The organism is Streptomyces coelicoflavus, assembly GCF_003112555.1.
Lineage (GTDB): Bacteria > Actinomycetota > Actinomycetes > Streptomycetales > Streptomycetaceae > Streptomyces > Streptomyces coelicoflavus.
Genome location: NZ_BEWB01000002.1, coordinates 965,129 through 987,604, shown reverse-complemented (window position 1 = coordinate 987,604; position 22,476 = coordinate 965,129). Strand labels below are relative to the sequence as shown.

Here is a 22,476-nt window from a genome sequence, read left to right as displayed (position 1 = left end):
GGCCCCGTCCGCGGAACGGACGGGGCCCTTCGATCGTGGTGTGGCGACGCTGGAGGGTCAGTGGTGGCCGTGGCCGCTCGTGATCTCCTTGTACTCCTCGACGGTCGGCTTCGGAATCTGCGACTCCTCGCCGAAGTAGGCGCCGCTGAGCTTGGCGCGGAGCTTCTCGCTGCCCTTCACCTTGCGCTCGACGCCGTTCTCGTCGACCGTGGGGCCGATCTCGGCCGGCTCGTACTGCTCGTGCGCCGTGAGCGTGTGCAGCTGCTCCTGGCTGAGCGGCTCGTGGACCTCGATGAACTCACCGTGCGGCAGGCGCTTGATGATGCCCGACTCGCGGCCGTGCAGCACCTTCTCCTTGTCCCGGCGCTGGAGGCCGAGGCAGATCCGCTTGGTGACGATGAACGCGAGGACCGGACCGAGGAAGAACCCGATCCGCACGAACCAGGTGACCGCGTTGATCGACAGGTGGAAGTGCGTGGCGACGATGTCGTTGCCACCACCGATCAGCATGATCATGTACGCGGTGACCCAGGCGACGCCGAAGGCCGTACGGGTCGGGGCGTTGCGCGGCCGGTCCAGGATGTGGTGCTCGCGCTTGTCCCCGGTCACCCACGACTCGATGAACGGGTAGACGGCGATCAGCGCCAGGAAGACACCGAAGATCACCAGTGGGATGAGCACACCTAGGACCAGTGTGTGACCCCAGAAGTTGATCTCCCAGCCCGGCATGGCACGGACCAGACCCTCGGCGAAGCCCATGTACCAGTCGGGCTGGGCGCCGGTCGACACCTGGTCCGGACGGTAGGGGCCGATGGCCCAGATCGGGTTGACCGACACGATGCCGGCGATCGCCGCGATGACACCGAAGACCAGGAAGAAGAAGCCGCCCGCCTTCGCCATGTACACCGGCAGCAGCGGCATGCCCACGACGTTCTTGTTGGTCTTGCCGGGCCCCGCGAACTGCGTGTGCTTGTGGTAGAAGACCAGGATCAGGTGGCCGACCACGAGCCCGAGCATGATGCCCGGCAGCAGCAGGATGTGGATCGAGTAGAACCGGGCGACGAAGTCGGTCCCGGGGAACTCCCCGCCGAACAGGAACATCGAGATGTAGGTGCCGACGATCGGCATCGACAGGATCGCGCCCTGGGTGAAGCGGACACCGGTGCCGGAGAGCAGGTCGTCCGGGAGCGAGTAACCGGTGAAACCGGTGAACATGCCGAGGACGAACAGCAGGAAGCCGAACAGCCAGTTGATCTCACGCGGCTTGCGGAACGCGCCGGTGAAGAAGACGCGCATCATGTGCACGAACATGCCGGCGAGGAAGATGATCGCGGCCCAGTGGTGGATCTGCCGGATCAGCAGACCGCCGCGCACGTCGAAGCTGATGTCGAGCGTCGACTTGTACGCCTCGCTCATCAGCTGTCCCTGCATGGGGACGTACGAGCCGTGGTACGTGACCTCGTTCATCGACGGGTGGAAGAACAGCGTCAGGTACACACCCGTGAGGATGATGATGATGAAGCTGTAGAGGCAGACCTCACCCAGCATGAACGACCAGTGGTCGGGGAAGATCTTGCGCATGTTGGCCTTGGCCAGGGAGTAGATCCCCAGCCGGCCGTCGGCCCAGTCGGCGACACGTTCGCCGGCCGGTGCCTTCCCGCGAGAGCGGGGTGCGTCGTTGGCTGCAGTACTCATCCGCGCTCCCAGAATGCAGGACCGACGGGCTCGTCGAAGTCGCTGAGCGCCTCGAGATACCCCTCGTCGTTCACACCGATGCGCAGCTGCGGCAGCGGGTGACCGGCGGGACCGAAGATGACCCGGGCGCCGTCGGCAAGGTCGAAGGTGGACTGGTGGCAGGGGCAGAGCGCGTGGTGCGTCTGCTGCTCGTACAGCGAGATCGGGCAACCGACGTGGGTGCAGATCTTCGAGTACGCCACGATGCCCTCGTGCGACCACTCGAGCTCTTGCTTGTCCTTGATGGAGTCCGGCTCCAGCCGGATGATCATCAGGGCCGCCTTGGCGATCTCGTTCTGGAATCCCTCGTCGTGCTCCTCCAGGCCCTCAGGCTTGGCGAAGGTGAGGGAACCGACCCCGATGTCCGACGGACGCATCGGCTCGTTGGTGTTCATGTTGACGAGCAGCTTGCCCTTGGACCACAGGGTGTGGCGGAGCTTCGTCCCGGGCAGCGGGCCGAGGTCGCGCAGCAGGAAGACACCGGACAGCGGCATCAGCGTGAGCGCGCCCAGCATCGTGTTGCGGATCAGCTTGCGCCGGCCGATCACCGACTCCTTGGCGCCCTGCTTGAAGTCCGCGTGGACCTTCGCACGGGTCTCGGGCGACGCCTCGATCGGGTGGCGCTCGTCGGCGACCTCCTCGTCGGACATCAGGGTGCGCGCCCAGTGGACGGCGCCCGCGCCGATGGTGAACAGCGCCACGCCCAGCGTCAGGCCCAGCGCGAAGTTCATCGCGCTGATGTGCCCGATCGGGAAGACGTAGATCGACTTGTCCTGCGGGATCGCGACGAACGAGGCGATGAAGCCGATGGTGGCCAGCATGGACACCGTGAACAGCAGGGCGACCGTGCGCTCGGACCGCTTGGCGGCCCGCTCGTCGATGTCCTGGATCCGGTGCTCGTGGGGCGGCAGCCCCGGGTCCGCGAACGGGTTCTTGTCGTCCGCGGGCTTCGGCACGTGCGTGCCGCCCCGCTCAGCCGGCAGGGTCTCTTCTGGAATGTCTTGACTACTCATGACTTCTTGGCCTTTGCGGTCCGAGCGGCGACCCAGACGGCGACGGCGATGCAGAGACCGAGGCCGAAGATCCAGCCGAACAGGCCCTCGCTGACCGGCCCGAGGCCACCGAGCGACAGACCGCCCGGGTTCACGGTGTCGTCGCTGTTGACCGCGTCCAGGTAGGCGATGATGTCCTTCTTGTTCTGCTCCGACAGCGTGGTGTCGGGGAAGGAGGGCATGTTCTGCGGGCCGGTCTGCATGGCCTCGTAGATGTGCTTCGGGTCGACACCCTCGAGGCTCGGCGCGTACTTGCCGTACGTCAGGGCGCCACCCTTGCCGGTGAAGTTGTGGCACTGCGCGCAGTTGGTGCGGAACAGCTCACCGCCCTTGGCGATGTCCGCGCCCTCGGGGCCGTACTTCTCCGCCGAGGGGATGGCCGGACCGGCGCCCAGCGACGCGATGTAGGCCGCGAGCTGGTCGATCTCCGCCTGGGAGTAGATGACCTTCTTCTTCGGGATCTGCGCGCCGGGCTGCTGGGCCGGCATACGGCCGGTGCCCACCTGGAAGTCGACGGCCGCGGCCCCCACGCCGACCAGGCTCGGGCCGTCGGTGGTGCCCTGACCTCCGGTGCCGTGGCAACTGGCACAGCCGACGGCGTAAAGCTTCTTGCCCTCGTCGATGGCGAGGGACTGGGCGGTTTGATCGGCCTGCGCCTTGCTCGCGGGCGCGAACACGGCGTACAGCCCCCCGGTGAATGCCAGCGCGAGGAGTAGGACGACGAGTGCCGCCAGCGGGTGGCGTCGTCGTGCGGAGAGCTTTTTCACGGATTACCCCGGTGTCAGGATCTTCTGCGTCGATGCTTCTGGTGTTGGGCGGGTGCGTGCCGCGACTACTGGATCAGGTAGATCGTGGCGAACAGGCCGATCCAGACCACATCGACGAAGTGCCAGTAGTAGGACACGACGATGGCGGCGGTCGCCTGCTCGTGGGTGAACCTCCGGGCCGCGTAGGTGCGGCCGAGGACCAGCAGGAAGGCGATCAGTCCGCCCGTCACGTGCAGTCCGTGGAAGCCGGTGGTCAGGTAGAACGCCGAGCCGTACGCGTCGGAAGACAGGGAGATCCCTTCCTCCTTGACCAGCTCGGTGTACTCGAACACCTGGCCGCCGATGAAGATGGCACCCATCACGAAGGTGACGATGAACCACATCCGGAGCTTCTTCACATCCCCGCGCTCGGCCGCGAACACGCCGAGCTGGCAGGTGAGGGAGGAGAGCACCAGGACCGTGGTGTTCGTCGCGGAGAACGGAACGTTCAACGCGTCGGCCTTCCCGGACCAGAAGTCCGGGCCGGTCACCGATCGCAGGGTGAAGTACATCGCGAAGAGGGCCGCGAAGAACATCAGCTCGGAACTCAACCAGATGATGGTTCCGACGCTGGTGAGGTTCGGCCGGTTGACCGACGGGTGCGCGTGCCCGGTTTCTACTGTCGTTGCTGTCGCCACGACCGACATTATGTCGGTCGCTTATCCCGCCCTCACCCCGGGGGGTGCCGTTCGGTGTGTTCCCCCTGCTTGTACGGCCCGGATGGCCCATCGAACGGCCCGTCGGAGGCCTGTCGAAGGCCTGTCCGAACCAGTGCTGACGGGACGTTCGAGGGAGTAGCATCCGCCCCAACGGGCTACGACAGCCTTCACCGGTCTCACCGCGTATCGGAGGAAGCATGCAGGCGACCGCCACGGTGCTGGTCTACAGCGACGACTCCAACACCCGCGAACAGGTGCGGCTCGCGACCGGCCGCCGGCCGGCTCCGGACGTGCCCGTGGTCGAGTTCGTGGAGTGCGCGACCCCGGCCGCCGTGCTCAAGGAGCTGGACAAGGGCGGGATCGACGTCTGTGTCCTGGACGGCGAGGCCGTGCCCATGGGTGGCATGGGCATGTGCCGCCAGATCAAGGACGAGGTCTTCCAGTGCCCGCCGGTGCTGGTGCTCATCGCGCGGCCGCAGGACGCCTGGCTGGCGACCTGGAGCCGCGCGGAGGCCGCCGTGACGCTGCCGGTGGAGCCGGTGGAGTTCGCGGGGGCGCTGGCCGCGCTGCTGCGGGAGAAGAGGCTGCAGGGGGTTTAGGGGCGCCTTCTGGCTCGGGGCTGCGGGTGGTTCTGGCGGGTGCGGCGCCATCGTGGTTGTTCGCGCAGTTCCCCGCGCCCCTGTCGGCGCTCCCCCGAGGGCGCCTTCATGCGCTCTCCGGTCGCAGACGGGCTTGCTCGGCCGTACCGGACGTGTTGCCCGTGCCGCTCGTCAGGGCGCTGCCCGTGCGCCACTTGGTCCAGTCCATGTTCCAGTCGCCGAAGCCGTTGCCGAAGGGCTCCATCGTTTCGCCGTCCGAGTTGACGACCTCGACGACGTCGCCCTCCTGGACCGCGTTGAAGAACCACTCCGCGTTGTCGGTGCTCATGCCGACGCAGCCGTGGCTGACGTTGGCGACGCCCTGGGAGCCGACGGACCAGGGGGCGGCGTGCACGTACTCGCCGCTCCAGGTCACGCGGGTGGCCCAGTAGACCGGCAGGTCGTACGACTCCGAGGAGCCCTCGGCGATGCCGACGGTGCTGCTGCGCATGCGTACGAAGGATTCCTTGCCGAGGACGACCTTGACCCCGTTGCGGGTCTCGAAGCCGGGCTTGCCGGAGGTGACCGGCATCTGCCGGACCTCTTCGCCGTCCTTGTAGAGCGTCAGCGTGTGCGCGGCGGCGTCGGTGACCGCCACGACGCGGTCGTCCGTGGTGATCTTCAGGGGCTTGGCCTTGCCGCCCCACATCCGGTCGCCGATCTTGATGCCGTCGAGGGTGCTGCGGACCTCGATGGTGGCGTGGGCGGGCCAGTAGTCCTCGGGCCGGTAGTGGAGCTTCTTGTCGTCCACCCAGTACCAGGCGCCCTTCACCGCGGGCGTGGAGTCCACCTTCAGGGCGCGCTCCACCATGGCCCGCTGGGCCGGGTCCTTGACCGGCTGGCTGAGTTCCGCCGTGATGGGCTGGCCGACGCCGTACGCGCCCGCCTTGGGCCCGAAGACGACGTCCAGGGCCTTCTTGGCGCCGGGCTTCCCGGTCTCGAAGGTGAGCACCTTGCGGCCCGGCGCCCCGTCGCCGTCCTCGGTGCTGACGCGCACCGTGTAGCTGGCGTTGGCGGCCAGGGGCGAGGTGCTGTGCCAGCGGGCGCCGTCGGCGGACAGCTCCCCCGCGACGTGGCGTCCGGTCGCGTCCACGGCTGTGACGTCCGTGATGCGCCCGTCGGCGCCCTCGGCGACCACCTCCAGGGGTTTGTCCGGGTCGGCCTTCTTCCCGGCGTCCGTGGGGCCGTTGAAGGAGATCTGGCCGGCCGCGTCGTAGGGGGTGGCCGACAGCGGGTCGTCGGCGTCGCCGCTGCAGGCGGTGACGCTCGCGCCGAGGGCGATCACCAGCAGGGTGCAGCCGACGACCGTACGCCCCCGCGCCTGGAAGTGAACCGTGTTGCTCATGGGCTCACGCTAAGGAGAGACGTCAACAACGGCACGGTGGATAAGCCGGACGAGTGAGCGGCGGTACGACAGACGAAGGGGCCCGGACACCCCTGGCGGAGTGTCCGGGCCCCTTCGGGCCCGGCGCGTGCTACTGGGTGCGGTTCTCACCGCGGTAGTACTCGAAGACCCAGCCGAACAGGCCGATCAGCAGGATCGGGGCCGAGAAGTACATCAGCCACCAGCCGAGGGCGATGCCCAGGAAGGCGAAGGCGCCGCCGATGGCGAGCGCCAGCGGCTGCCAGCTGTGGGGGCTGAAGAACCCGACCTCGCCGGCCTCGTCCGCGACGTCCGCCTCGGTGTTGTCCTGCGCGCCCGCGTCGACCCGCCGCGCCGTGAAGGCGAGGTAGAAGCCGATCATGATGGACAGGCCGAAGGCCAGGAAGAGGGCCGTGGTACCGGCCGGCTCCCTGGACCAGTAGCCGTAGACGATCGCCACGGCGAGGATGAAGATGCTCAACCAGATGAACATCTTGCCCTGGATCTTCACTTCCCGGCCTCCTTGCCGCCAGTGAGGGCCTTCTCACCGTGACCGACGTTCTCCAGCTGGTCCAGCGCGGAGATCTCGGGGTGGTGCAGGTCGAAGGCGGGGGATTCACTGCGGATGCGCGGCAGCGTGAGGAAGTTGTGCCGCGGCGGCGGACACGAGGTGGCCCACTCCAGCGAACGGCCGTAGCCCCACGGGTCGTCCACCTCGACCTTCTTGCCGTACTTGGCCGTCTTCCAGACGTTGTAGAAGAACGGCAGCAGCGACATGCCGAGCAGGAACGAGCTGATCGTCGAGATCGTGTTCAGGGCGGTGAAGCCGTCGGCCGCCAGGTAATCGGCGTAGCGGCGCGGCATGCCCTCGGCGCCCAGCCAGTGCTGGACGAGGAAGGTGCCGTGGAAGCCGACGAACAGCGTCCAGAAGGTGATCTTGCCGAGGCGCTCGTCGAGCATCTTGCCGGTGAACTTCGGCCACCAGAAGTGGAAGCCGGCGAACATCGCGAACACCACGGTGCCGAACACCACGTAGTGGAAGTGCGCCACCACGAAGTACGAGTCCGAGACGTGGAAGTCCAGCGGCGGCGAGGCCAGGATGACACCGGTCAGCCCGCCGAAGAGGAAGGTGATCAGGAAGCCGGTGGACCACAGCATCGGTGTTTCGAAGGACAGCGAGCCCTTCCACATGGTGCCGATCCAGTTGAAGAACTTCACACCGGTCGGGACCGCGATCAGGAAGGTCATGAAGGAGAAGAACGGCAGCAGCACGCCGCCCGTGACGTACATGTGGTGCGCCCACACCGTCACCGACAGACCCGCGATCGCGATCGTCGCGCCGATCAGACCCATGTAGCCGAAGATCGGCTTGCGGGAGAAGACCGGGATGATCTCACTGACGATGCCGAAGAACGGCAGCGCGATGATGTACACCTCTGGATGCCCGAAGAACCAGAAAAGGTGCTGCCACAACAACGCGCCGCCGTTGGCCGCGTCGAAGATGTGGGCACCGAACTTCCGGTCGGCCTCCAGCGCGAACAGGGCCGCGGCCAGCACCGGGAAGGCCAGCAGGACCAGCACACCGGTCAGCAGCACGTTCCAGGTGAAGATCGGCATGCGGAACATGGTCATGCCCGGCGCACGCATGCAGATGATCGTGGTGATGAAGTTGACCGCGCCGAGGATGGTGCCGAAGCCGGAGAAGGCCAGACCCATGATCCACATGTCGGCACCGATACCCGGCGAACGCACCGCGTCCGACAGCGGCGAGTACGCGAACCAGCCGAAGTCGGCCGCGCCCTGCGGGGTCAGGAACCCGCCCACCGCGATGGACGAGCCGAACAGGTACAGCCAGTAGGCGAACATGTTCAGCCGCGGGAACGCCACGTCCGGCGCGCCGATCTGCAGCGGCATGATCCAGTTCGCGAAGCCCGCGAACAGCGGCGTCGCGAACATCAGCAGCATGATCGTGCCGTGCATCGTGAACGCCTGGTTGAACTGCTCGTTCGACACGATCTGCAGACCCGGCCGGGCCAGCTCGGCGCGCATGACCAGCGCCATCACGCCGCCGATCACGAAGAACGCGAACGACGTCACCAGGTACATCGTGCCGATCGTCTTGTGGTCAGTGGTCGTGAGCCACTTGACCACGACGTTGCCGGGCTGCTTGCGCCGTACCGGCAGCTCGTTCTCGTACGAGCCCTCCGCTGCCGAGGCACCCTGGGGTTGGTTGAGGATGCTCACAGGTTGTTCGTCTCCCGGTTCTTCTCGGGGTTCGTCTGAGCGATGCCCGCGGGAACGTAACCGGTCTGCCCCTTCTTCGCGAGGTCCTGGAGGTGCTGCTCGTAGCGCTCCGGGGAGACGACCTTGACGTTGAACAGCATCCGGGAGTGGTCCACGCCGCACAGCTCGGCGCACTTGCCCATGAAGGTCCCCTCCTTGTTGGGGGTGACCTCGAAGGCGTTGGTGTGGCCCGGAATCACGTCCTGCTTCATGAGGAACGGCACCACCCAGAAGGAGTGGATGACGTCACGCGAGGTCAGGACGAAGCGGACCGTCTTGCCCTTGGGGAGCCAGAGGGTCGGGCCCGGGTTGTTGGTCTGCGGGTTCCGTGTACCGGGGGTACCGCAGTCGTAGACACCGCCGGCGTTGGCCGGGAAGTCCTCGACGAACCGGTCCGGGATGGCGGCCAGTTCCTTGGAGGTCTTGGCGTCGCCGGTGGAGCCCGGGACGTCCTCGATGTGGTTGAAGCACCAGCTCCACTGGAAGCCGACCACGTTGACCGTGAGGTCGGGCTTCTTGTTGAGGCTCATGAGATCGGACTCGTCACGAGCGGTGAAGTAGAACAACACCGAGACGATGACGAGCGGAACCATGGTGTACAGCGCCTCGATGGGCAGGTTGTACCTGGTCTGCGGAGGGACCTCGACCTTGGTGCGGCTGCGCCGGTGGAAGAAGACACTCCACAGGATCAGGCCCCACACCAGCACGCCGGTGGCCAGCGCGGCAGCCCAGGAGCCCTGCCACAGGGAGAGGATCCGCGGAGCCTCTTCCGTGGTTGGGGTGGGCATACCGAGGCGGGGGAAGTCCTCGTATGTGCAACCGGTGGCGGTCGCCAGGACCAGGCCCGCGGTCAGTGCCTGCAGCAGCTTCCGCCGCATCGGGCGCCGCGGCGAGCGGTCGGAGCCGTTGGGACTCACGTAGCGCCTTCCCGAGAGTCTCGCCCGCGCGGTTGGCTGCGGCCTGCCTTCTCGCTGGTCGGTCGCCGCCCTGCGTCGGGCAGGGGTTTGATGTTTATGCGGACCAAACCCTAGCCGACGCCCTCCGGGGGGTCGCGGGGAGGGTGGCATACGCGCCGGGGGTCACTCTTTAAGGGTGGGATGGGGGCGCCTACGGGGACGGGAGCAGGGGTTGTTCGGCGGCTGACGGTGCGTCGTGGCTGTTCGCGCCCGCGCGGCGGAGCCGCACATGTCACAGCCCCGCGCCCCTTGGCGGCGCTTCTCCGCCCCGCGTCATAGCGTTGCCGTGTGGCCTACTTCGATGCTGCTTCCGCTGCTCCCCTTCATCCCGTTGCCCGGCAGGCGCTGTTGGCGTCTCTTGACGAGGGGTGGGCCGATCCTGCCCGGCTCTATCGGGAAGGGCGGCGGGCGCGGTTGTTGCTGGATGCCGCTCGGGAGGCGGCGGCCGAGTGCGTGGGGTGTCGGCCGGACGAGTTGGTGTTCACTCCTTCGGGGACGCGTGCGGTGCATTCAGGGGTGGCGGGGGCGCTGGCCGGGCGGCGGCGCGTCGGACGCCACCTGATCGTGTCAGCCGTCGAACACTCCTCCGTCCTGCATGCGGCCGAGGTGCACGAGGCGGACGGCGGGAGTCTCACGCAGGTGGGCGTGGACCGGACGGGCGCGGTGGATCCGGCGGCGTACGCGGCCGCCCTGCGTGAGGGCACGGCGCTGGCGTGTCTCCAGTCGGCCAACCACGAGGTGGGCACCGAGCAGCCGGTGACGGAGGTGGCGGAGGTCTGCCGGGCGGCGGGTGTGCCGCTGCTGGTGGACGCGGCCCAGTCGCTGGCCTGGGGGCGGGTCGAGGGCGGCTGGTCGTTGCTCGCGGGCAGCGCCCACAAGTGGGGCGGCCCCTCGGGGGTGGGGCTGCTCGCCGTGCGCAAGGGTGTCCGGTTCGCACCGCAAGGGCCCGGGGACGAGCGGGAGTCGGGGCGGGCGCCCGGTTTCGAGAACCTGCCGGCGATCGTGGCCGCGGCGGCGTCGCTGCGGGCGGTGCGGGCCGAGGCGGCGGCGGAGGCGGCCCGGCTGCGGGAGCTGACGGAGCGGATCCGGGCCCGGGTGCCGGCCCTGGTGCCGGACGTGGAGGTGGTCGGCGATCCGGCGCGCCGGCTGCCCGGGGTGGTCACCTTCTCGTGTCTCTATGTCGACGGGGAGACTTTGCTGCACGAGCTGGACCGTGCCGGTTTCTCCGTGTCGTCCGGATCGTCCTGCACGAGCAGCACGCTGACGCCGAGCCACGTCCTGAGGGCGATGGGCGTCCTCAGCGAGGGCAACGTCCGGGTCTCGCTGCCGCCGGGGACGGCGGCGGAAGACGTCGAGCGGTTCCTGGAGGTGCTGCCGGGCACGGTGGCCGCGGTGCGCGAGAAGCTGGGGGCGCCGGCCGCGACGGAGACCGTCCGCGCGGCCGGCCCCGACCTCGTCGTGGACGCGCTGGGCCGGCGCTGCCCCATTCCGGTGATCGAACTGGCCAAGGTCATCGGCGACGTCCCCGTCGGCGGCACCGTCCGCGTCCTTTCCGACGACGAGGCGGCCCGCCTGGACATCCCGGCGTGGTGCGAGATGCGGGGCCAGGAGTACGTGGGCGAGGAACCGGCGGAAAAGGGAACGGCTTACCTGGTCCGCCGGATCAGGTAAGCAACCTCAGGGGCGCGGGGAACTGCGCCACCAGCCCCCCACGCACCCGCACACGACAGCGCTCCTCGCGAGGCAGACGAATAGTCGCCCCCGCGTTCAGCCCAGGTGCGCCTGGACCTCCCCCGCGGCCTCGTCCCCGTACGCCTTCGTGAACCGCTCCATGAAGTGCCCGCGCCGCAGCTGGTACTCCTGCGTCCCCACCGTCTCGATGACGAGCGTCGCCAGCATGCACCCGACCTGCGCGGCCCGCTCGAGCGGGACCCCCCACGCCAGTCCCGACAGGAACCCCGCGCGGAAGGCGTCGCCCACGCCCGTGGGGTCGGCCTTGCGCTCCTCGTCGGGGACGCCGACCTCGATGGTCGCCTCGCCGGCCCGCTCGATGCGCACGCCCCGCGCGCCGAGGGTGGTGACGCGGTGGCCGACGCGGCCGAGGATCTCCTCGTCCGTCCAGCCGGTCTTGGTCTCGATGAGCCCCTTCTCGTACTCGTTGGAGAAGAGGTAGGTCGCCCCGTCCAGCAGTATGCGGATCTCGTCGCCGTTCATCCGGGCGATCTGCTGGGAGAAGTCGGCGGCGAAGGGGATGGACCGGGTCCGGCACTCCTCGGTGTGCCGGAGCATCGCCTCCGGGTCGTCCGCGCCGATGGAGACCAGGTCGAGGCCGCCCACGCGGTCGGCGACGGTCTTCAGCTCGATGAGGCGGGCCTCGCTCATCGCGCCGGTGTAGAAGGAGCCGATCTGGTTGTGGTCGGCGTCGGTGGTGCAGACGAAGCGCGCGGTGTGCAGGGTCTCGGAGATGCGGACCGAGCCGGTGTCGACGCCGTGCCGGTCCAGCCAGGCGCGGTACTCGTCGAAGTCCGAGCCGGCCGCGCCGACCAGGATCGGCCGGGTGCCGAGCTGCCCCATGCCGAAGGCGATGTTCGCGGCTACGCCGCCCCGGCGTACGTCCAGCTGGTCGACCAGGAAGGAGAGCGAGACCGTGTGCAGCTGGTCCGCGACGAGCTGGTCGGCGAAACGACCGGGAAAGGTCATGAGGTGGTCGGTGGCGATGGAGCCGGTGACTGCGATGCGCACGGCGTGGACTCTCTCCTGAGGGGAGGCGGGTTGACGGTTCACGCTACCCGGCGGCGCCGCCAGGCTGAAGCAGGCGAAACTACCCGGTAGTACAACTTTCTTCGCGGTGCGGGGCGTGCCTACGGTTCTGTTATGACGAACCTGAGGACCGCCGACCCCGCCCCGGCCGACCTGGACGGCGACCTGGCGTCGCTGCGCGGCGACTGCGCCCGGATGGCCCCGCGCTGGTCGGCACCGGCCGGCGCCGCGACGCGACCGGTGCCGCTCGCCCTGATGCACGGCGTCCGGGTGCCGCCGGCCTCGGCCCGGCTGCTGGAGGCGATGTCGGACTACGGCGACTGAGCGCCGCCCGACGGCTCGGGGGCTGTTCGGGTGGCTCGGAGGCGTTCGGGTGCTTCCGGGGGCCGTTCGGGTGGCGTGTGGCGTCGTCGGGAACCGGATCCCGGCCCACCACGTCCCATCGCTGTCCCCAGTAGCAGCTGAAGGAGCGATGCGGTGAACACCGAGCGACCCGACAACGACGACGCCGTCGCCGCCGACGAGGCCGGCACCGGGCGTCCCGCGCGGCGCCGCCCCCGGGCGGCCGGGATCGCGTCGGTCGCCGCCGCCGTGCTGCTCATGGGTGGCGGCGGCGCCTACCTGGCCACGTCCGCCGCCGGGGACGACACGGACGGCGGTACGGCGTCCGGGGCGGACCCGGCTCCGGGCGGCGACACTCCTCCGCCCCTCCCCCTCGACGACCACGGCGGGGCGTCCGAGGGCGGCTCGAACGGCATCGCGCCCGGCGAGCCCAACCCGTACGGCGTCACCTACCGCGCCGACGGGCCGCTCCCCGAGGGACCCGGCTCGGCGCCGGTGTACCGGGCGAAGGGCGACGTCACCGAGGCCGAGGTGGCGCGACTGGCGGAGGCACTGGGGCTGGAGAGCGCGCCCCGGGTCCAGGGCGGGGCCTGGAAGGTGGGCAACGCGCAGGACGGTTCCGGGCCGCTGCTCACGGTGGACCGGCAGGCGCCGGGCACCTGGTCCTTCCACCGCTACACGCCCCGCACGGACAACTGCAAGAAGGGGCCCGAGTGCAAGGTGCCGTCCGCCGACGGGAACCCGGTGGACGAGGCGGCCGCGAAGAAGGCGGCGGCGCCGGTGCTGAAGGCGCTGGGCCAGGACGACGCCAAGCTGGACGCGAGCCAGGTCATGGGCGCCCGGCGGGCGGTGAACGCGGAACCGGAGGTGGGCGGGCTGCCCACGTACGGCTGGACGACCGGGGTGGTCGTCAGCGCGCAGGGCGAGGTGGTCGGCGGCAGCGGCCAGGTGAAGGTGCCGGTCAAGGGGGACACGTACCCCGTCCTGGACGCCGGGAAGACGCTCGCGCTGCTGAACGCGCCGGGCGCCGGTACCGGGGCCGGGGACGCGGGTGGCATCGGCGGCTGTGCGAGTCCCGTACCGCATCAGGACGGGGCGGACCTGCCCTGCGCGCCGCCGACCGGCGAGCCGGAGCAGTCCGGGGCGGGGAAGAAGCAGGTCGCCACCGTCGAGGACGCGGTGTTCGGGCTGGCCGCGCATCCGGTGCGGGGGCGGCAGACGCTGGTGCCGTCCTGGCTGTTCGAGGTGCGGGCGCCGGGCGCGGACGACGCCGTCACGGTCACGTACCCGGCGGTCGACCCGAAGTACCTGACGACGGCGGCCCCGGCCTCGCCCGCCTCCCCCTCCTCCCCTGCCTCCCCCGCTCCGTCCGACGGGCGGACCGCGAAGCCCGGGGAGCCTCGTGACGTAAGGGTGAGCGGTTACACGGCCGCCGACGGCGAGCTGACCGTGCACTTCACGGGCGGGGTGTGCTCCGACTACGACGCGAAGGCGAAGGAGAGCGACGGGAAGGTGACCGTCACGGTGACCGAGACCCCGCACCCGGACAAGGTCTGCATCCTGATCGCCAAGGAGTACGAGCGCACGGTGCGGCTCGACAAGCCGCTCGGCGACCGGACGGTCGTCGGCTCGGACGGCCGGGACGTCCCGGCGCACAAGCCGGGCGCACGGCTGCCGGCTCCGTCCGGGGGCCGGTGACACCCACGGCGTCCCCGGCAGAGCGAAGGGCGGTGGTCCGGGGACGAATCCCGGGCCACCGCCCTTGTCGCGCACACGGCCGCCGCGCGGCGCCCGCGCGGCTCGGCCTGCCGGCGGTCAGCTGAAGGAGTCGCCGCAGGCGCAGGAGCCCGTCGCGTTCGGGTTGTCGATCGTGAAGCCCTGCTTCTCGATCGTGTCCACGAAGTCGATGGTGGCGCCGCCGAGGTAGGGGGCGCTCATGCGGTCGGTGGTGACCTTGACGCCGCCGAAGTCCTTCACCACGTCGCCGTCGAGCGAGCGCTCGTCGAAGAAGAGCTGGTAACGCAGGCCGGAGCAGCCGCCGGGCTGGACGGCGACGCGCAGGGCCAGGTCGTCGCGGCCTTCCTGGTCGAGCAGGGCCTTGACCTTGGACGCGGCGGCGTCGGTCAGGACGATGCCGTCGGTGACGGTAGTGGTCTCGTCCGATACGGACATCTACATCTCTCCCGGGTTGTACGGAGACTGCTTGCCGACGGATTCAACCGACGGAGCCGCGGATTCATTCCGGGCGGGACCGAGTCTTTGCCCTCGGTGCCTCCCATGCTCGCACACGCCCCCGCCGGCGGTCAGGGGCTGTGGACGACGACCGCGGACAGCCGGCCCGGGCCGCGGCCGCGGCCGAACGGGCCGGACCACCGGGATGCCACCGGGATGCCACCGGGATGCCACCGGGATGCCACCGGGATTCACGTCACACGGACACTATGGCCATCGTCAAAGTGACGTGAACCGGTTATGATATATAGCGTCAGTTCGACGAAAAAGGGTCGACGCAAAGTAGAAAGGGTGCGTGTCGTGACCACCGCCCAAGCCCAGGAGCTCGACGTTCAGCCGACGCCCCTCGCCCTGCTGCTGCTCGGCCGTGAGGCCGACCCGAGGAGCGAGCGCGGTGTGGAGTGCCCCGGCGATCTGCCCTCGCCCTCCGACCCGGACCTGGTCGCGCGCGCCCGCGCGGCCAAGGAGAAGCTCGGCGACAAGGTCTTCGTGCTCGGTCACCACTACCAGCGCGACGAGGTCATCCAGTTCGCCGACGTCACGGGCGACTCCTTCAAGCTGGCCAAGGACGCGGCGGCGCGCCCGGAGGCCGAGTACATCGTCTTCTGCGGTGTGCACTTCATGGCGGAGTCGGCCGACATCCTGACCTCGGACGACCAGAAGGTCGTCCTGCCCGACCTGGCGGCCGGCTGCTCCATGGCGGACATGGCCACCGCCGAGCAGGTCGCCGAGTGCTGGGACGTGCTGACCGAGGCCGGGATCGCCGAGCAGGTGGTGCCCGTGTCGTACATGAACTCGTCGGCGGACATCAAGGCGTTCACCGGCAAGCACGGCGGCACCATCTGCACCTCCTCCAACGCCGAGCGGGCCCTGAACTGGGCCTTCGAGCAGGGCGAGAAGGTCCTCTTCCTGCCCGACCAGCACCTCGGCCGCAACACCGCGGTGCGGGACCTGGGCATGTCGCTGGAGGACTGCGTCGTCTACAACCCGCACCGGCCGAACGGCGGGCTGACGGCGGAGGAACTGCGCGACGCGAAGATGATCCTGTGGCGGGGTCACTGCTCGGTGCACGGCCGCTTCAGCCTCGACTCGGTCAACGACGTCCGCGAGCGCATACCGGGCGTGAACGTCCTGGTGCACCCCGAGTGCAAGCACGAGGTCGTCGCCGCCGCGGACTACGTCGGCTCGACCGAGTACATCATCAAGGCCCTGGAGGCGGCCCCGGCCGGCTCCAAGTGGGCCATCGGCACCGAGCTGAACCTGGTCCGCCGCCTGGCGAACCGTTTCGCCGCCGAGGACAAGGAGATCGTCTTCCTCGACAAGACGGTCTGCTTCTGCTCGACCATGAACCGCATCGACCTCCCGCACCTGGTCTGGGCCCTGGAGTCCCTGGCCGAGGGCACCCTGGTCAACCGCATCGAGGTCGACAAGGAGACCGAGGCGTTCGCGAAGCTGGCCCTGGAGCGGATGCTGGCGCTGCCGTAACCGGTCACCGCGCGCGTGGACCCGGCCCGGCCACCACTCCGGTGGCCGGGCGGTCTCACACCGGAAGCCATGCGGGCCACCGCCGGGGCACGTTGTCCGGCGGGCAGAAGGTGACCGGATAGCCGTCGGGCGCGTGCCAGAGGGCCATCAACGGCCACAGCAGCACCGCTGCGCCGGCAGTGGTCAGGAGCAGCGCCCTGTGTCGCAGTCGTGCCAGGCGTTGCTCAGCAGCACCGAGGCCGCGAAGCCGGACACCAGGAAGACGCCCCAGCCGATGCCCCAGGCGGCGGCACTGTATGGCGCCCGCTCACTTTCGCTCACGCGACGCGATCGTAGGACCGGCCGCCGGCACTTTGACCGAGCCGGCGGCCCCGGTCGTGGAACGCTGCCCCCATGTCCAATTCGTATGCCCGGCCCATCCTGAGAACGGCCGACCTCGGGGCCGCCCTGCACGTCGTGCAGCGGTTGCTGGCCATCGCCGACACGAGTGAGCTCGAGGTGGACTTCGAGGCGACGGTTTCCTCGGCACCCACCCTGACCGCCCTGTTGGACCTGCTCCCGGACCCGGACTGGTGGGCCGAGGGCGACCGGGACGGCTCGTCGGCCACGGACGACGACCCCTTCGCCCATCTCCCCGTGCGGCTCCAGGGCTGGGCGCTCCCGCCGGTCCTCGCCGGTCCGCTCGTCACGGCCACGGGCGGCGCCGCCGCGGCGGTGCGGTGGGACTTCGCCGGCTGGCCGGAGGCACCCGAAGCGGGCCTGGGGGTCGGCGGCTCCGGAGGCGCGTTCGTGACGCTGTGCCTCAACCTCCACGACCTGGACCTCGAGGAGCCGGCCACCGACCACACGGTGTTCGTGCACGTCAAGCAGTTCGAGGCCGAGCGTGCCCCCTGGCTGGCGGCCCAGGTGGGCCTGCGGACGATCGGCGACCTGGTGATGGCCCCGCACTGACCGCCGCCCCCGCACCTCAGCCGAGGGCCGCGGACCCGCCCGCCACCCAGGCCTGCCAGACACGGGGCGTGTTCGGCAGGTCGGGGCGGTCGAGGAGCCACAGCACATAGCCGGCCTGGCAACGGGCCCAGGGACTGTCCGCATCGGCCGCGCGGGCGAGCCTGCCCCGCAGACCGGCGCCGTCGACGGCCCTGGCGACCCGCACGTACTCGCGGTCCTTGCAGCGGTACGGCCGGAGGACGACGATCTCGACCAGGTCGACCAGCTTCGCCCTGACCGACTCCTCGTGATCGGCGCGGGCCAGGTCCCGGACAAGCCCCTGCTTCGTCCCCCACGCCTTCGCGCACCGCGTCCACTCCGCCGGGTACCTCGCTTCCCACTCCAGGAAGAGCAGGGCGTAGGGCAGTCCGGGCCAGGCCGCCAGGTCCCCACCCGGAGGGCAGTCCCACAACGCCTCGGGCAGCGAGGCGCTCTGCGCCCGCCGGTGCCTGCGGCGCGCCTCGGCGAAGGCCGTCTCCCGGTACTGCTCCTCCGCACCCAGCGGACGCGTCAGCCACCACATCTCGTTGACCCGGCAGAGCGCCTCCGCGACGTGCCGCCGTGCGGCGACCAGACGGGCGAGCGCCGCGTCCCGCACCGCCGGATCCTCCGATGTCAGCCCGAACGCCCAGCCCAGACGCTCGTCCCACCCACGGGAGTCGTCCGCCTCCGCGCCCTCAGTCACCCCGGCGCTCCGGGTTGACGGCGTCGAAGACGATCACCTTCCGGCCGAAGTCGGCGTGGAACGCGGCGGAGTAGCGCCCTCGCGTGACGACGGCCGTGAAGTCCGCACTCGTCTGCCACCGCGTGCTCTGCGGCACCCGGGCCCGCAGGAGGCTCGACACCACCGGTGCCCCCGGACCGTCCTGCCACTCGTACTCCTCGCTCAGCCGCGACGCGTCGGCGTCGGTCAGCCGGACGACCCCGGACATCCGAACGTCCGTGGGCCCGGGCGCCGACGGCCTGCCGCTGCCGAGGACCTCCCCCGTCCATTCCGCACCGGCGACGTCCCCCAGCTCCGGGAACCGCTGCCGCACCGGCCCCTCGTCCCGCCTGATGCCGGGAGCAGCGCTCACCGCCGCCTCCGGTTCCCGGGACCCAGCGCCGTCCGCCGCCCCCGGGTGCCGGCCGCACCCCGCCAGGGCGACGACGGCGACGGCCAGGGCGGCCTGCCGGAGGGCGGAGCGGCCGTCACTCAGGAGTCCCGTCGCCGACGGCTCGCGCGCGATCCGTGCGCCCGGCCCGCCCGCGCCACCGTCAGGCGGCAGACCGGCGACCACGGGTCCTGCCGTGCAACTTCAGGTAGAAGGTGCGCAACGACTCCCGGGAACTGCCCTCCGCGAAGCAGTTGCGGACCTTGCCCAGCGGGTTCCACACTCGCCCGTCCGGCATCCGCACTCCGGCCGGCTGCCCGAAATACACCCGCTGGTCCGCGTCGAAGTCGATCCACGTGGCACCTGCGCGCCGTACGAGCACCTCGCCCACGTACGCCCCCAGATCGAGCAGCACCTCACCGACCCGGGTCTCCTCCACACCGTCCCGGCGCAGTCCTTCGACCAGGAAGTCGACGACACGCAGGCTGGCCACGGAGTAGTCCAGCGGAAGCCTGCCGCGCCGGGTGGCGCCACTGACGAAGGCCGCTGCCCTGGTCCGCATCTCCTGAGCACTCGGCGCGCGTTCACTCACGTCGGCCATGGGTCCGGTCCCCTCCGCTCGGTCATGTGGCGGAGGCCCACCCCTCCTCCACACCACCAAGCGGATGCCGCTCCGCAGCCGTCACGGTTTCAGGATGTGCGTAATCCCATACGCCTTCTCACACTTCCCCTACAACCTTTCGCGGAGTTGTACGTCCGCGCGGCCGGTCGGGCCGGACGGGGAAGGGGTGCTCCCGCCCATCGGCGGGAGCACCCCTTCCCCGTGTCCGCGTCGCTCAGACCTGTGCCGGCTCCGGCTCGTCCGACGCCTCCGGCTGCGGCGGCGCTTCACCGCCGCCCTTCTTCGCGGCCCGCTTCTTCGCGCGGCGCTCCTTGCGGAGCTCCAGCATCGCGTAGAGGGTCGGGACCAGGAGGAGGGTCAGCAGGGTCGACGTGATCAGACCGCCGATGACGACCACGGCCAGGGGCTGGGCGATGAAGCCGCCCTCGCCGGTGACGCCCAGCGCCATCGGGAGGAGGGCGAAGATCGTCGCCAGGGCCGTCATGAGGATCGGGCGCAGGCGGTGGCGGCCGCCCTCGATCACGGCCTCGACGACGCCGTAGCCCTGCTTGCGGTACTGGTTGATCAGGTCGATCAGCACGATGGCGTTGGTGACCACGATGCCGATCAGCATCAGCATGCCGATCATCGCCGGGACGCCCATCGGGGTGCCCGTGGCGATCAGCAGGCCGATCGCGCCGGTCGCCGCGAACGGGATGGACACCAGCAGGATCAGCGGCTGGGCCAGCGACCGGAAGGTGCCGACCAGCAGCATGAAGACGATGGCGATCGCCGCGAGCATGGCCAGGCCCAGGTTGACGAAGGCCTCGTCCTGGTCCGCGGTGACGCCGCCGATCTCGGCCGTGGCACCGGCCGGCAGGTCCAGGCCGTCGATCTTCGACTGGAGGTCCGCGCCGACCGCGCCGGTGTTGTCGCCGGTCGGCTTGGCGGTGACGGTCGCCGCGCGCTGCCCGTCGATGCGGGTCATGGAGACCGGACCGTCCACCAGCTGCACGGTGGCGATGTCACCGAGCTTGACCGGGCCCAGGTTCAGGGCCTTCAGCTCGGCCATCGTGGTGGCCGGCTGGGCCGACTTGATGACGACGTCCCGCTCGGTGTCGTCCAGGGTCGCCTTGGCCGCCGGGGTGCCGCGCACCGCCTGGGCGACGGCCGCGCCGAGCGTCTGGTCGGTGAACCCGGCGTCGGCGGCCTTCGCGTTGGCCTTGACCGAGATGCGCGGGACGCTCTGCGCCAGGTCGCTGGTGACGTCGGTGACGTCGTCGAGGCCGGCGACGGTCTTGCGGACCTGCTCGGCGGCGTCGCGCAGCACCTCCGCGTCGGCCGCCTTGACGACGACGCTCAGGTCCTGGCTGCCGAAGCCGTCCCCGGCGGCGATCGTGGTGGTGCCGATGCCGTCGCCGAGCTTCGCCAGCCCGTCCTCGATGTGGTCCTGGACGTCCTCGGCGTTCGCCGAGTCCTCCAGCATGAGCTGGTACGAGGCCTGGTTGGTGTCCGTGCCGCCGCCGAAGGCGGCCATGAAGCCGGACGAGCCGATCGTGACCTGGTAGTCCTTGACGCCCTCGGTCTCGCCGAGCAGCTTCTCGACCTTCTTGGCCTGCTCGTCGGTCGCGCCGAGGCTGGTGCCGGGCTTCAGCTCCTGCTTGACGCTGAGGACCTTCTGCTCGCCCTGGTCGAAGAAGTTGGTCTTGAGCAGCGGCGCCATGCCGAAGGTGCCGACCAGGACCACGATCGCGATGGCCACGCTGGTGAGGCGGCGGCGGGTGGCGAAGCGCAGGACGGGCACGTAGAAGCGCTGGAGGCGGCTCTTGGCCTCCTTCTCCTCGGCGAGGCGACGGGCCTCGGCCGCGTCCTCGGGGGTTCCCTTCGGCGGCCGCAGGAACCAGTACGACAGCACCGGGACGACCGTCAGCGACACCAGCAGGGACGCGAGGAGCGCCGCGGTGACGGTGAGGCTGAAGGAGCCGAACAGCTCGCCGACCATGCCGCCGACCAGGCCGATCGGCAGGAACACGGCGACCGTGGTGAGGGTGGAGGAGGTGACCGCTCCGGCGACCTCGCGGACGGCGCCCAGGATGGCGTCCTTGCGCTCCTCGCCGTAGCCGAGGTGCCGCTTGATGTTCTCCAGGACCACGATCGAGTCGTCGACGACGCGGCCGATGGCGATGGTCAGCGCGCCCAGCGTCAGCATGTTGAGCGACAGGTCGCGCGTCCACAGGACGATCAGGGCCAGCACCACCGACAGCGGGATGGAGACCGCGGTGACCAGGGTGGAGCGGATCGACGCCAGGAAGACCAGGATGACCAGCACGGCGAAGAGCAGTCCGAGCCCGCCCTCCGTGGTCAGGCCGGAGATGGCCTTGGAGACCGCCGGGCCCTGGTCGCTGACGACCGTGAGGGTCGCGCCGGAGCCGAGCTGCTCGCGCAGGTCGGGGAGCTTGTCCTCGACGGCGTTGGAGATGGAGACCGCGCTGCCGTCGTGGTCCATCGTCACGGCGACCGCGAGGGACGGCTTGCCGTTGGTGCGGGTGAGGGAGTCGGCCTTGGCCTCCTCCTCCTTGACGGTGGCGACGTCGCCGAGGCGGACCGGCTCGTCGACGCCCTCGCCGGTGATCATCAGGTCCTGGATCTGCTTGACCGAGGTGAAGCCGCCGCCGACCTGGACGGTGCGGTTGGCGCCCGCCTCGTCGAAGGAACCGGCGGGGACGGTCGCGCCGCCCGCCTGGAGGGACTGGGCGAGCGTCTGCGGGTTCACCTTGGCCGCGGCCAGCTTCGCCGGGTCCGGCGTGACGGTGACCTGGACGTCGCGGACGCCGTCGACCACGACCTGGGCGACGCCGTCGATGTCCTTCAGTTCGGAGACGACCGTCTTGTCCAGCTGGTCGGCCAGCGCCTGCTGGTCCTTGTCCGAGGTGACGGCGAGGACGACGGTCGGGATGTCGTCCGTCGAGCCGGAGATGACCTGCGGGTCCACGCCGTCCGGGAGCTGGGCGCGGGCCCGGTTCACGGCCTGCTGGACGTCGGCGACGAGCTGCTGGGTGTTCGGGCCGTAGTCGAAGGACGCCATGATGACGGCGTTGCCCTCACTGGCTGTGGAGGTGACGCCCGAGATCCCGTCGACGGCCTCGAGGTTGTCCTCGATCGGCTCGACGACCTGCTTCTCGACCACGTCCGGCGAGGCGCCCTGGTACGGGGCCAGCACCGACACCATGGGCAGTTCGATGGTGGGCAGCAGCTGCTGCTTGAGCTGGGGGATGGCGATCGCGCCGAAGACGAGCGCGACGATCGACATCAGGCCTATCAGGGCCCGTTGCGCGAGGCTGAATCTCGACAGCCAGGACATGGATCAGGGTCTCTCTTCTGTGGCCGAGCGGGGGACGGGGCACATGGCAGCGCCGGGCGCGGGCGGCACAGGTGAGCGCCCACTCCACCACCCTGAGCCATGCGCGACCCCGGTTCCCTA

21 protein-coding genes are annotated in these 22,476 nt (G+C 70.0%); 6 read left to right on the top strand and 15 right to left on the bottom strand.

Annotated features, from left to right (window positions below):
* Positions 1–57 precede the first annotated feature (57 nt).
* The 4 genes from qcrB to ctaE all read right to left on the bottom strand — a co-directional run bounded on the left by qcrB (position 58) and on the right by ctaE (position 4,239).
* Positions 58–1,695, bottom strand: coding sequence for a cytochrome bc1 complex cytochrome b subunit (gene qcrB / locus Sco07f_RS04655; RefSeq protein ID WP_007448762.1), 1,638 nt, complete (start codon positions 1,693–1,695; stop codon positions 58–60).
* Positions 1,692–2,747 carry a cytochrome bc1 complex Rieske iron-sulfur subunit gene (gene qcrA / locus Sco07f_RS04650; protein WP_108987020.1) on the bottom strand — a complete coding sequence of 352 codons (1,056 nt, stop codon included), beginning with the start codon at positions 2,745–2,747 and terminating at the stop codon, positions 1,692–1,694. The genes qcrB and qcrA overlap by 4 nt, the downstream gene beginning before the upstream one ends.
* Positions 2,744–3,553, bottom strand: coding sequence for a cytochrome bc1 complex diheme cytochrome c subunit (qcrC, locus tag Sco07f_RS04645; protein WP_108987019.1), 810 nt, complete (start codon positions 3,551–3,553; stop codon positions 2,744–2,746). Before qcrC ends, qcrA begins: the two co-directional genes overlap by 4 nt.
* A gap of 65 nt (positions 3,554–3,618) precedes the next feature.
* Positions 3,619–4,239 carry an aa3-type cytochrome oxidase subunit III gene (gene ctaE / locus Sco07f_RS04640; protein WP_108987018.1) on the bottom strand — a complete coding sequence of 207 codons (621 nt, stop codon included), beginning with the start codon at positions 4,237–4,239 and terminating at the stop codon, positions 3,619–3,621.
* A 209-nt stretch (positions 4,240–4,448) separates the two neighbouring features.
* On the opposite strand from ctaE, the gene Sco07f_RS04635 reads away from it, so the two are divergent.
* Entirely contained in the window at positions 4,449–4,850 is a 402-nt protein-coding gene (locus Sco07f_RS04635; RefSeq protein WP_108987017.1) for a response regulator, read from the top strand.
* Between the two features lie 106 nt (positions 4,851–4,956).
* Here the strand turns inward: Sco07f_RS04635 and Sco07f_RS04630 are convergent, their stop codons facing one another.
* The 4 genes from Sco07f_RS04630 to ctaC all read right to left on the bottom strand — a co-directional run bounded on the left by Sco07f_RS04630 (position 4,957) and on the right by ctaC (position 9,452).
* The gene (locus tag Sco07f_RS04630) at positions 4,957–6,234 is read right to left on the bottom strand and encodes a L,D-transpeptidase (protein WP_108987016.1); all 1,278 of its coding nucleotides are present in this window, start codon (positions 6,232–6,234) and stop codon (positions 4,957–4,959) included.
* A gap of 130 nt (positions 6,235–6,364) precedes the next feature.
* A complete protein-coding gene (locus tag Sco07f_RS04625) occupies positions 6,365–6,763 on the bottom strand; it encodes a cytochrome c oxidase subunit 4 (RefSeq protein WP_108987015.1) in 399 nt (132 codons plus the stop codon).
* Positions 6,760–8,496 (bottom strand): aa3-type cytochrome oxidase subunit I, encoded by a 1,737-nt coding sequence (gene ctaD, locus Sco07f_RS04620; protein WP_108987014.1) that lies wholly within the window; start codon positions 8,494–8,496, stop codon positions 6,760–6,762. Before ctaD ends, Sco07f_RS04625 begins: the two co-directional genes overlap by 4 nt.
* Complete coding sequence (gene ctaC, locus Sco07f_RS04615) at positions 8,493–9,452, bottom strand: aa3-type cytochrome oxidase subunit II (RefSeq protein WP_108987013.1); 960 nt, start codon at positions 9,450–9,452, stop codon at positions 8,493–8,495. Before ctaC ends, ctaD begins: the two co-directional genes overlap by 4 nt.
* Before the next feature lie 327 nt (positions 9,453–9,779).
* Here ctaC and Sco07f_RS04610 point away from each other — a divergent pair, with 327 nt between their 5' ends.
* Positions 9,780–11,162, top strand: a complete 1,383-nt coding sequence (locus Sco07f_RS04610; RefSeq protein WP_108987012.1) for a cysteine desulfurase/sulfurtransferase TusA family protein — start codon at positions 9,780–9,782, stop codon at positions 11,160–11,162.
* 96 nt (positions 11,163–11,258) lie between these two features.
* On the opposite strand, the gene Sco07f_RS04605 is transcribed toward Sco07f_RS04610, so the two are convergent.
* On the bottom strand, positions 11,259–12,233 hold the full coding sequence (locus Sco07f_RS04605) for a carbohydrate kinase family protein (protein ID WP_007448776.1): 975 nt from the start codon (positions 12,231–12,233) through the stop codon (positions 11,259–11,261).
* A gap of 132 nt (positions 12,234–12,365) precedes the next feature.
* On the opposite strand from Sco07f_RS04605, the gene Sco07f_RS04600 reads away from it, so the two are divergent.
* Together Sco07f_RS04600 and Sco07f_RS04595 are read left to right on the top strand one after the other, a co-directional pair.
* On the top strand, positions 12,366–12,575 hold the full coding sequence (locus Sco07f_RS04600) for a hypothetical protein (protein WP_007448786.1): 210 nt from the start codon (positions 12,366–12,368) through the stop codon (positions 12,573–12,575).
* A gap of 153 nt (positions 12,576–12,728) precedes the next feature.
* Positions 12,729–14,291, top strand: coding sequence for a hypothetical protein (locus tag Sco07f_RS04595; RefSeq protein ID WP_108987011.1), 1,563 nt, complete (start codon positions 12,729–12,731; stop codon positions 14,289–14,291).
* 117 nt (positions 14,292–14,408) lie between these two features.
* On the opposite strand, the gene Sco07f_RS04590 is transcribed toward Sco07f_RS04595, so the two are convergent.
* The gene (locus Sco07f_RS04590) at positions 14,409–14,765 is read right to left on the bottom strand and encodes a HesB/IscA family protein (RefSeq protein WP_007448690.1); all 357 of its coding nucleotides are present in this window, start codon (positions 14,763–14,765) and stop codon (positions 14,409–14,411) included.
* Between the two features lie 360 nt (positions 14,766–15,125).
* Here Sco07f_RS04590 and nadA point away from each other — a divergent pair, with 360 nt between their 5' ends.
* On the top strand, positions 15,126–16,310 hold the full coding sequence (gene nadA / locus Sco07f_RS04585) for a quinolinate synthase NadA (RefSeq protein WP_007448701.1): 1,185 nt from the start codon (positions 15,126–15,128) through the stop codon (positions 16,308–16,310).
* A 183-nt stretch (positions 16,311–16,493) separates the two neighbouring features.
* Here nadA and Sco07f_RS39700 read toward each other — a convergent pair whose 3' ends face one another.
* On the bottom strand, positions 16,494–16,631 hold the full coding sequence (locus tag Sco07f_RS39700) for a hypothetical protein (RefSeq protein WP_159106923.1): 138 nt from the start codon (positions 16,629–16,631) through the stop codon (positions 16,494–16,496).
* Positions 16,632–16,703: 72 nt separating this feature from the next.
* Here Sco07f_RS39700 and Sco07f_RS04580 point away from each other — a divergent pair, with 72 nt between their 5' ends.
* Entirely contained in the window at positions 16,704–17,261 is a 558-nt protein-coding gene (locus Sco07f_RS04580; RefSeq protein ID WP_007448702.1) for a hypothetical protein, read from the top strand.
* A gap of 16 nt (positions 17,262–17,277) precedes the next feature.
* On the opposite strand, the gene Sco07f_RS04575 is transcribed toward Sco07f_RS04580, so the two are convergent.
* The 4 genes from Sco07f_RS04575 to Sco07f_RS04560 all read right to left on the bottom strand — a co-directional run bounded on the left by Sco07f_RS04575 (position 17,278) and on the right by Sco07f_RS04560 (position 22,356).
* Positions 17,278–17,985 (bottom strand): hypothetical protein, encoded by a 708-nt coding sequence (locus tag Sco07f_RS04575; RefSeq protein ID WP_108987010.1) that lies wholly within the window; start codon positions 17,983–17,985, stop codon positions 17,278–17,280.
* Positions 17,978–18,580 (bottom strand): hypothetical protein, encoded by a 603-nt coding sequence (locus Sco07f_RS04570; RefSeq protein WP_108987009.1) that lies wholly within the window; start codon positions 18,578–18,580, stop codon positions 17,978–17,980. Before Sco07f_RS04570 ends, Sco07f_RS04575 begins: the two co-directional genes overlap by 8 nt.
* On the bottom strand, positions 18,558–18,995 hold the full coding sequence (locus Sco07f_RS04565) for a hypothetical protein (protein WP_007448719.1): 438 nt from the start codon (positions 18,993–18,995) through the stop codon (positions 18,558–18,560). The genes Sco07f_RS04570 and Sco07f_RS04565 overlap by 23 nt, the downstream gene beginning before the upstream one ends.
* Before the next feature lie 235 nt (positions 18,996–19,230).
* On the bottom strand, positions 19,231–22,356 hold the full coding sequence (locus Sco07f_RS04560; RefSeq protein WP_108987008.1) for an efflux RND transporter permease subunit: 3,126 nt from the start codon (positions 22,354–22,356) through the stop codon (positions 19,231–19,233).
* Positions 22,357–22,476: the final 120 nt, after the last annotated feature.

Excerpts from the sequence above, each read along its gene's own strand:
- qcrB (WP_007448762.1), bottom strand. The coding sequence starts at position 1,695 with ATGAGTACTGCAGCCAACGACGCACCCCGCTCTCGCGGGAAGGCACCG.
- qcrA (WP_108987020.1), bottom strand. The coding sequence starts at position 2,747 with ATGAGTAGTCAAGACATTCCAGAAGAGACCCTGCCGGCTGAGCGGGGC.
- ctaE (WP_108987018.1), bottom strand. The coding sequence starts at position 4,239 with ATGTCGGTCGTGGCGACAGCAACGACAGTAGAAACCGGGCACGCGCAC.
- Sco07f_RS04635 (WP_108987017.1), top strand. The coding sequence starts at position 4,449 with ATGCAGGCGACCGCCACGGTGCTGGTCTACAGCGACGACTCCAACACC.
- Sco07f_RS04630 (WP_108987016.1), bottom strand. The coding sequence starts at position 6,234 with ATGAGCAACACGGTTCACTTCCAGGCGCGGGGGCGTACGGTCGTCGGC.
- Sco07f_RS04600 (WP_007448786.1), top strand. The coding sequence starts at position 12,366 with ATGACGAACCTGAGGACCGCCGACCCCGCCCCGGCCGACCTGGACGGC.
- Sco07f_RS04590 (WP_007448690.1), bottom strand. The coding sequence starts at position 14,765 with ATGTCCGTATCGGACGAGACCACTACCGTCACCGACGGCATCGTCCTG.
- Sco07f_RS04580 (WP_007448702.1), top strand. The coding sequence starts at position 16,704 with ATGTCCAATTCGTATGCCCGGCCCATCCTGAGAACGGCCGACCTCGGG.
- Sco07f_RS04565 (WP_007448719.1), bottom strand. The coding sequence starts at position 18,995 with ATGGCCGACGTGAGTGAACGCGCGCCGAGTGCTCAGGAGATGCGGACC.
- Sco07f_RS04560 (WP_108987008.1), bottom strand. The coding sequence starts at position 22,356 with ATGTCCTGGCTGTCGAGATTCAGCCTCGCGCAACGGGCCCTGATAGGC.